General features: G+C 62.6%; 8 protein-coding genes and 1 riboswitch. Of the genes, 5 read left to right on the top strand and 3 right to left on the bottom strand.

The window, feature by feature from the left end; all coding sequences use genetic code 11:
* From P8Y64_12470 to P8Y64_12460, 3 genes are all read right to left on the bottom strand, one after another.
* Window positions 1-1,007, bottom strand: a 1,007-nt coding sequence (locus P8Y64_12470) for a biotin carboxylase N-terminal domain-containing protein (GenBank protein ID MEJ2061280.1), incomplete at its 3' end; no start/stop codon positions are given.
* Between the two features lie 175 nt (window positions 1,008-1,182).
* Window positions 1,183-1,833: an urea carboxylase-associated family protein gene (locus tag P8Y64_12465; GenBank protein ID MEJ2061279.1), complete on the bottom strand. Its 651-nt coding sequence runs from the start codon at window positions 1,831-1,833 to the stop codon at window positions 1,183-1,185.
* 33 nt (window positions 1,834-1,866) lie between these two features.
* Window positions 1,867-2,610: an urea carboxylase-associated family protein gene (locus P8Y64_12460; GenBank protein MEJ2061278.1), complete on the bottom strand. Its 744-nt coding sequence runs from the start codon at window positions 2,608-2,610 to the stop codon at window positions 1,867-1,869.
* A gap of 358 nt (window positions 2,611-2,968) precedes the next feature.
* Window positions 2,969-3,078: riboswitch (guanidine-I (ykkC/yxkD leader) on the top strand.
* 103 nt (window positions 3,079-3,181) lie between these two features.
* Here P8Y64_12460 and P8Y64_12455 point away from each other — a divergent pair.
* From P8Y64_12455 to glnT, 5 genes are read left to right on the top strand one after another with little or no spacing between them, the layout of a single operon-like run.
* Window positions 3,182-4,255: a putative urea ABC transporter substrate-binding protein gene (locus P8Y64_12455; GenBank protein MEJ2061277.1), complete on the top strand. Its 1,074-nt coding sequence runs from the start codon at window positions 3,182-3,184 to the stop codon at window positions 4,253-4,255.
* Window positions 4,256-4,257: 2 nt separating this feature from the next.
* Window positions 4,258-5,079, top strand: coding sequence for an ABC transporter permease (locus P8Y64_12450; protein ID MEJ2061276.1), 822 nt, complete (start codon window positions 4,258-4,260; stop codon window positions 5,077-5,079).
* Window positions 5,079-5,879, top strand: coding sequence for an ABC transporter ATP-binding protein (locus tag P8Y64_12445; protein MEJ2061275.1), 801 nt, complete (start codon window positions 5,079-5,081; stop codon window positions 5,877-5,879). Before P8Y64_12450 ends, P8Y64_12445 begins: the two co-directional genes overlap by 1 nt.
* Window positions 5,880-5,889: 10 nt before the next feature.
* On the top strand, window positions 5,890-6,684 hold the full coding sequence (locus tag P8Y64_12440; protein MEJ2061274.1) for a creatininase family protein: 795 nt from the start codon (window positions 5,890-5,892) through the stop codon (window positions 6,682-6,684).
* Window positions 6,685-6,702: 18 nt separating this feature from the next.
* Window positions 6,703-8,064: a type III glutamate--ammonia ligase gene (gene glnT / locus P8Y64_12435; protein MEJ2061273.1), complete on the top strand. Its 1,362-nt coding sequence runs from the start codon at window positions 6,703-6,705 to the stop codon at window positions 8,062-8,064.
* The last annotated feature ends 16 nt before the right edge of the window (window positions 8,065-8,080 follow it).

Raw genomic sequence — 8,080 nt, 5'->3', positions numbered from 1 at the left:
TGCACGGAATGGCCCTTGGGCGCGAATTCGTAGCCACCCAGTGCGGGAGCCTCACCCGCCGCCACCCGGATCATCCATTCCACCAGATCGATGCCGGTGACCATTTCGGTCACGCCGTGTTCGACCTGCAGACGGGTGTTGACCTCGAGGAAATAGAACGCGTCCTGCTTGACGTCGTACACGTATTCCACCGTACCGGCGGAGCGGTAGTTCACCGCCCTGCCCAGACGCACAGCGGCCTCGTACAGCTGTTCGCGCAGCGCATCATCCAGACCCGGCGCAGGCGTCTCCTCGATCACCTTCTGGTTGCGCCGCTGGACCGAGCAGTCACGTTCGCCCAGAGCGACCACGCGCCCCAGACCGTCGCCGAAGATCTGCACCTCGATATGGCGCGCGATCTCGACGTACTTTTCCAAAAAAATGCCGCCCTGGCTGAAGTTGCTGCGCGACAGGCGCTCCACGGAATGAAACGCCTCGCCCAGTTCGTCGGCGTTCCAGCACAGCTGCATGCCGATGCCGCCGCCGCCCGCGGTGCTTTTCAGCATCACCGGATAACCGATGCGTTCGGCCTCGCGCAGGGCGTGGTCGGCGTCGTCCAGCAGGCCGCTGCCCGGCAGCAGCGGCACGTTGTTTTGTTCGGCCAGTTCGCGCGCGGTGTGCTTGAGGCCGAAGTCGCGCATCTGCTGCGGCGTCGGGCCGATGAAGGCGATGCCTGCCTGTTCGCAGGCCTCGGCAAACGCGGCATTTTCGCTCAGAAAACCGTAACCGGGATGGATGGCCTGGGCGCCCGTTTCGCGTGCGGCTTCGAGAATTTTGTCCTGACGCAGATAGCTTTCGGCCGCCGGCGCGGGACCGAGGTAAACGGCCTCGTCGGCCTCGATCACATGGCGCGAATGGCGGTCGGCATCGGAGTAGACGGCTACCGAGCCGATGCCCATACGCTTCAGGGTGCGAATGATGCGGCAGGCGATGGCGCCGCGATTCGCAATCAATACCTTGCTGAACATATCCAGTCTCCCTCCCGTTCAATCCACCCGTTCGCCGGACATAAGTCTAACCCTATGCAAGGCGTCGCCGGCTTGAATGGCATGATCGGTTCGGAAGTGTTGCCGGGCCGTCCCGGCGTTGTCTGGCGAGCTGCGGGTCGTCCCGCAGTCGAAGGTCGTGCACCCGGTTCGGTGCTTATTGCGCGTCCCAGATAAGGAGCTGCACCGGGGTCGGGTTGTAGGCGTTACAGGGATTATTAAGCTGCGGACAGTTCGAGATCAAGACGAGCACGTCCATTTCCGCGCGCATTTCCACATAACGGCCCGCCGCGGAGATACCGTCGGCGAAGGTCAGCTCGCCTTGCGGCGTGACCGGCACGTTCATGAAGAAATTGATGTTGCTGGACAGGTCGCGCTTGGTCATGCCGTTGTCCCACTCGGCCAGGGCCAGCAGGAAACTGTCGCGGCAGCTGTGCATGTGGCGCTTGTCCAGCGCGTAACGCACGGTGTTGCTTTCCGCCGAACAGGCGCCGCCCAGGGTGTCATGGCGACCGCAGGTGTCTGCCACGATGGTCAGCATCGCGTTGCCTTCGTTCGACAGCAGCTGGGTGCCGGCCGTCAGGTAGATGTTGCCCTGCGCGCGGATGGTGTCGTTGGCACTGTAACGCTCCTCGTAATCGTTGGCGTTGTAGAACAGCGTATCCACCGCCTGATTGCCTTCCAGGTCCAGGATGCGGAACACCTGACCCTGCTTGACCACCTTCATCCAGGGTTCGCCGGCGGGGACCACCTCGCTGAACGCAGCCGCTTCGGGATCGAGCGAACTGGTCACGAGCGTTTGAGTCATGTCGTTTACCTCCATGGTTCGTGATGCCGCGGCTCAGCGGAACATCACTTCGGTGTTGTGAAAGCCGCGCTGGTTCTCGGGACAGCGGTTGCGGCACAGGTCGTCCGCCCCGGCCGGCCCCGAATGCCAGGCACTCAGCAGGATGTCGCGCGGGCGATACTGCGGGTCCGGATCCAGCGGGTGCTGGCAGGTGGTGAGCACCACCAGAGTATTCATCTCGAAACGCAGCTCGACGTAGTCGCCGGCCTCGGAATTGCCCGGCTGAAACACCATGGCGCCCGACTCGTCCACCGTCACCTTGCTGAAGAAGTTCGCGGTCGGCATAACGTCGCGCCGGCCGAGACCGTACTTGCCCAGCTCGTTCACCAGCGAGTCGAAGCCGTTGCGGTGATACTGGTTGCGGTGTTCCTGATAGCGGGCTTCACCGTACTTCTCCGTCACCATCCGGGCGTTGGAGACACCGCAGATGGTGTCGTGCCAACCACAGCTATCGTCGGTGACGGAGCACATCACGCGGCCCATGTCGGAATAGCACACGTACCCCTTGGTGAGGTAAGCGGTGTGCTGCGCCTTCAGGGTATCCGCCATGTTGTAGCGCTCCAGCTTTTCTTCCTGGTTGAAGAACAGGGTGGAGACGTTGGCGCCGCCCTGCTGGTCGGTGATGCGCAGCGTGGTGCCGCGCCTGAGCACACCGGACCAGTGGGCGCCACCGGGCACCTGTTCCTGCCAGGCCAGGGCTTCCGGGTCGAGCGCGCTGCCCGATTCGGTTACTGACATGGATTCCTCCTCTAAATTACGAATGAATGAAAAAGGAAGCCGTGCTTCCTCTTTCCGCTTCGGCAAGGAGCATGCCAGCACCCCCAAACACGCTAAATCAGTGCAGACGCCCCGAATCTGTCACCAAACGGTGCGTAATATATGCACTAAAATAGTGCATATGGAGAATTATGCGCGTCTTTTGGGTGCGCCGGGCTTGATTCCGTCGATTCGTCGCTGATATCCAGGGTCGGCCATCACCGTGCGCGAATGCTTTGAACACCCATTAGTACTTACTTATTCAGTGTCTTACCGGTCTGCCGGCGCGCAAAAATCCCGGCGGGTTGACAAAAGCGGCACGGGTCTTGCTGAACAGTTCGACGAGAGCATCTAGGGTTCCGGTTGGCGTTCACCCGCCAGCGACTGGTCCGAGAGATGCCGTCCGACCCAGACAGGTCGGATACACGGCGGGATAAAAGCCCGGGAGGTCCAACGTCATTTTCGGCGCTGCGCTTGCGCATCCGGAGGGACAGGCCTCCAATGATCGCAAGCCAGACCCGAAATTCATGCGAACAGCATTGAGGAAACGGTTATGCGATCAAAACTTTTCAAACTCTTTGCGGCATCCCTGCTGCTGATTCCCCTGGCCTTCAGCGGGCCGGCCAGCGCAGGCGACCGCACCCACTTCAAACTCGCATGGAGCATCTACGCAGGCTGGATGCCCTGGGGTTATGCCGTCGATCACGGCATCATCAAGAAATGGGCTGACAAGTACGGCATCAGCATCGAGGTCACCCAGGTCAACGACTACATCCAGTCCATCAATCAGTACACCTCGGGCGATTACGACGCCTGCCTGATGACCAACATGGACGCCCTGACCATCCCGGCCGCCGCCGGCGTGGATTCCACCGCCCTGATCGTCGGTGACTTCTCCAACGGCAACGACGGTGTGGTGCTCAAGGGCAAAGGCAAGAAGTTCGCCGACATCAAGGGCCAGAAGGTCAACATCGTGGAGCTGTCCGTGTCCCAGTACCTGCTGGACCGTGGCCTGCAGATGCACCACATGACCGAGAAGGACCTCAAGCTGGTCAACACCTCCGACGCCGACATGGTTGCCGCCTATCAGGCGCCTTCCACCACGGCCGTGGTGACCTGGAAGCCCCAGCTCAGCACCATTCTCGCCTCGCCTGACGCCACCGAGGTGTTCAACTCCAGCCAGATCCCCGGCGAGATCATCGACATGGCCGTCATCAAGACCGACGTCATGAAGAAGTATCCCAAGTTCGCCAAGGCCCTGGTCGGCGCCTGGTACGAAACCATGGCCCTGATGACCAAGAAGGACGCCACGGCCACCGCCGCGCTGACCTCCATGGGCAAGGCCTCCGGTACGGACCTGAAGGGCTACGAGAGCCAGCTGGCCACCACCTACATGTTCTACAAGCCGGCGGCGGCGGTGAAGTTCACCGAAAGCCCGAAGCTGCTCAAGACCATGGATTACGTGCGTCAGTTCTCGTTCGACCACGGCCTGCTGGGTGAAGGCGCCCGCAGCGTCGATGCCGTCGGTATCGAGTTCCCGGGCGGCAAGATTCTGGGCGACAAGAACAACGTCAAGCTGCGCTTCGACGCCACCTACATGAAGATGGCGGCCGAAGGAAAGCTCTGATCATGCGTCGCCTGATCAATCAAAATCCAGGCAAGGGGAGCGCGCTGCTTATCGGCGCGCTCCCATTCATACTCCTGCTGGTAATCTACCTCGTTTCATCGGCCATCCGTCTGGAGGCCAACCCCAGCGACAAGCTGCTGCCCTCGCTCCAGTCCATGGTCGAGACGATGCATTACTACGCGTTTCAGGCAGATCGTCGCACCGGTGAATTCCTGCTCTGGGCCGATACCCTGGCCAGCCTGGAACGGCTGGGACTCGGCGTCGGCCTGAGCGCCCTGCTGGGACTGTTCGTCGGCATCGCCGTCGGCACCATCCCCTACATACGCTCGGGCGCGGGGCCCCTGCTGTCCGCGTTCTCGCTCATACCACCGCTGGCCATCCTGCCGGTTCTATTCATCATCTTCGGCCTGGGCGAGACCGCAAAAGTCGTACTGATCGTATTCGGCATCGCGCCGTTCATCGCGCGCGACATCGCGTTGCGCGTGACCGAACTGCCGCGCGAACAAATCATCAAGGCCCAGACCCTGGGCGCATCGAGCTGGCTGCTGGTGCTGCGCGTCATCCTGCCGCAGATGTGGCCGCGCCTGATCGACTCCGTGCGCCTCTCGCTGGGCGCCGCCTGGCTGTTCCTGATCGCGGCGGAGGCCATCGCCGCCACCAACGGCCTGGGCTACCGCATCTTCCTGGTCCGCCGTTATCTGGCGATGGACGTGATCATTCCCTACGTCCTGTGGATCACATTCCTCGCCTACCTGATGGACTACCTGCTGCGTCTGTTGTCGCAGAAGGCCTTCCGCTGGTATCACGCCGGAGGCAACAACTGATGACCACGATCGCGGTTCGTCACATGTGGAAGGAGTACGGCGACCAGGTCGTGCTCGAAAACGTCAACCTCACGGTCAAGACCCACGAGTTCTGCACCATCGTCGGCGCCTCGGGCTGCGGCAAGACCACCTTCCTGCGCATGCTGCTCGGCGAGGAACGTCCGACCCGCGGCGAGTTCATGATCGACGACGCGCCGCTGCCGGACGAACCCGGCCCGGATCGCGGCATCGTGTTTCAGCGCTATTCCGTGTTCCCGCACCTCACCGTGCTGGAAAACGTGCTGCTCGGCCTGGAACTCCAGCAGGCGCCCCTGCTCGGCAGGCTGTTCGGCAGCGCGCGCAAGGCGGCCGTCGAGCGGGCGGAGGCCGTACTGAACGAGGTCGGGCTTTACGAGGCGCGCGACAAATACGCCTCCGCCCTGTCCGGCGGCATGCAGCAGCGCCTGTCCATCGCGCAGTCGGTCATCAAGCAGCCCAAGATCCTGCTGCTGGACGAACCCTTCGGCGCACTGGACCCGGGCATCAGCGCCGACATGCACCGGCTGATCCTCAATCTCTGGGACGAGCACCAGATGACCATCTTCATGGTGACGCACGACATCAAGGAAGGGTTCGATCTCGGCACCCGCCTGCTGGTGTTCGACAAGGTCCGGCTGGATGCGCAGGCCCCCAACGCCTACGGCGCCACCATCACCTACGACATCCCCCTCGGGGTCACCGACCGTTCCCTTTACAAGGAACTCGAGGAAGTCACCACCCGCACGGAGCGCTTTACCGAAGAACTCGTTCCCGCAACCTGAGGCGATACCCATGTCCATGCCGAACCCCAACAGCCCGATACGCTGGGAAGAGCTGAGCTGGGAAGACCTCGCAGCCTTGCGCGAACACGGTATGGATACCGTCATTCTTCCGGTGGGCGCCACCGAACAGCACGGCCGCCATCTGCCGCTGGGCGTCGACACCCTGTCCGCCATCGCGGTGGCCGAAGGCGTATCCGCCAAGACCGGCATCCCGGTCCTGCCGCCGCTGGCCTACGGCTGCTCGCTCGGCCACTCCCCCAAGTGGCCCGGCACGATTTCGCTCAGGCCCGAAACGCTATCCCGTCTGGTGGTGGAAATCGCCGAATGGGTCATGAGCGCCGGCTTTTCGCGCCTGCTGCTGCTCAATGCGCACGTCACCAACTGGGCGCCGTTGCGCTGCGCGCTGGAAAACATCCGCCACGACCGCCCCGAGCTGCGCATCGCGCTGCGCTCGCTGTGGGAGATCAACCACGAGATCAGCGAGCACTATCACCGCGACGCCCGTAACTTCCACGCCAACGCGGCGGAAACCTCCGTCATGCTCGCCCTGCGACCGGATCTGGTCGACATGGAGCTCGCCACGGACGAGCCGGACCGTTCGGCCTGCTGCTTTTTCGCCTACACCGTCGACCAGGAAAGCCTGCACGGCGGCGTGGGCAACCCCAGCGAGGCCACGCCCGAAGCCGGCACCGAATTACTGGACCTGTGCATCAACGCATTGGCCGCTCAACTCGAGGCCGCCCGGCTGGAGACCACACCGCTGGAGATGTGGTCACCGGAGGCCACCCCCCCTTCAACCGCCTGACTATTTTTGGAGGACCCCATGTCAGCCGTCATGAAACCCGAAACCCAATCCCTGCAGGCCGCGCTCGAAAGCCAGGGCGTGAAGTACGCCATGGCGAGCTTCGTCGACATCCACGGCATATCCAAGACCAAGATGGTGCCGCTCTCGCATATGGATCGCATGATGCAGGGATCGGAACTGTTCACCGGCGCCGCGCTGGACGGCGTGCCGCAGGACGTCAGCGACGAGGAGGTCTCAGCCCATCCCGATCCCGCCTCGGCCACGGTGCTGCCGTGGAATCCCGAGATCGCCTGGTTCGCCTCCGACCTGTATCTGGAGGGCGCGCCCTTCGAGGCCTGTTCGCGCAACATCCTCAAGCGCGTGGTCGCCCAGGCCGCCGACATGGGCTACACCTTCAACCTCGGCATCGAGACCGAATTCTTCATTCTCAAGGACCACGAGGACGGCAGCTTCGGCCCGGTCAGCCCGAATGACACGCTGGACAAGGCGGCCTACCAGACGCAGGGCGTGTTCGACAATTACGCGGTGGTGGACGAGATCGTGCAGTCCATGAACCAGCTCGGCTGGGACGTGTACTCCTTCGACCACGAGGACGCCAACGGCCAGTTCGAAACCGACTTCAACTACACCGACGTGCTCAACATGGCCGACCGGTTCGTGTTCTTCCGCATGATGGCCAAGGAGATCGCCAAGCGGCACGGCTACTTCGCGAGCTTCATGCCCAAACCGTTCGACGACCGCACCGGCAGCGGCGCGCACTACAACATGTCACTGGCGGACGTTCACACCGGCAAGAACCTGTTCGAAGCCAGTGACGACCCGCGCGGCTGCAACCTGTCCGAACTCGGCTATCACTTTATCGGTGGCGTGCTCAAGCATGCCGCGGCGATCTGCGCCGTCATCGCGCCCACCGTGAACAGCTACAAACGACTGGTGAAGCGCGGCAGCCTGTCTGGCTTCACCTGGGCACCGATCTACATGTGCTACGGCAACAACAACCGCACCAACATGTTCCGCATCCCGCTCGGCGGCGGCCGGGTCGAATGCCGTGCGGCCGATATTTCATGTAATCCGTATCTCGGCGCGGCCATGATGCTGGCGGCCGGCCTGGAAGGTATCCGCGAAGGCATGGACCCGGGCAACCCGCATACCGAAAACATGTATCTGCACACGCAGGAAGAACTGGACGCCATGGGCGTCGCCTCCCTGCCGCGCAACCTGGAGGAAGCGGTCGATGCCTTCGAGGCCGACCCGCTCAGCGAGATGGTGATGGGTCCGCAGATGTTCCGCGCCTTCGTGGACTTCAAGCGCCAGGAATGGACCGATTACCACAACTACATTTCCGACTGGGAAAAGAACCGCTATCTCAAGTTCTTCTGACCCGACTCCGCCTGGG

The sequence above is a fragment of the Gammaproteobacteria bacterium genome, assembly GCA_037388465.1.
GTDB lineage: Bacteria > Pseudomonadota > Gammaproteobacteria > SpSt-1174 > SpSt-1174 > JARRKE01.
Note: the sequence above shows the minus strand (reverse complement) of the source record. Positions and strands in the feature narration are given on the sequence as shown.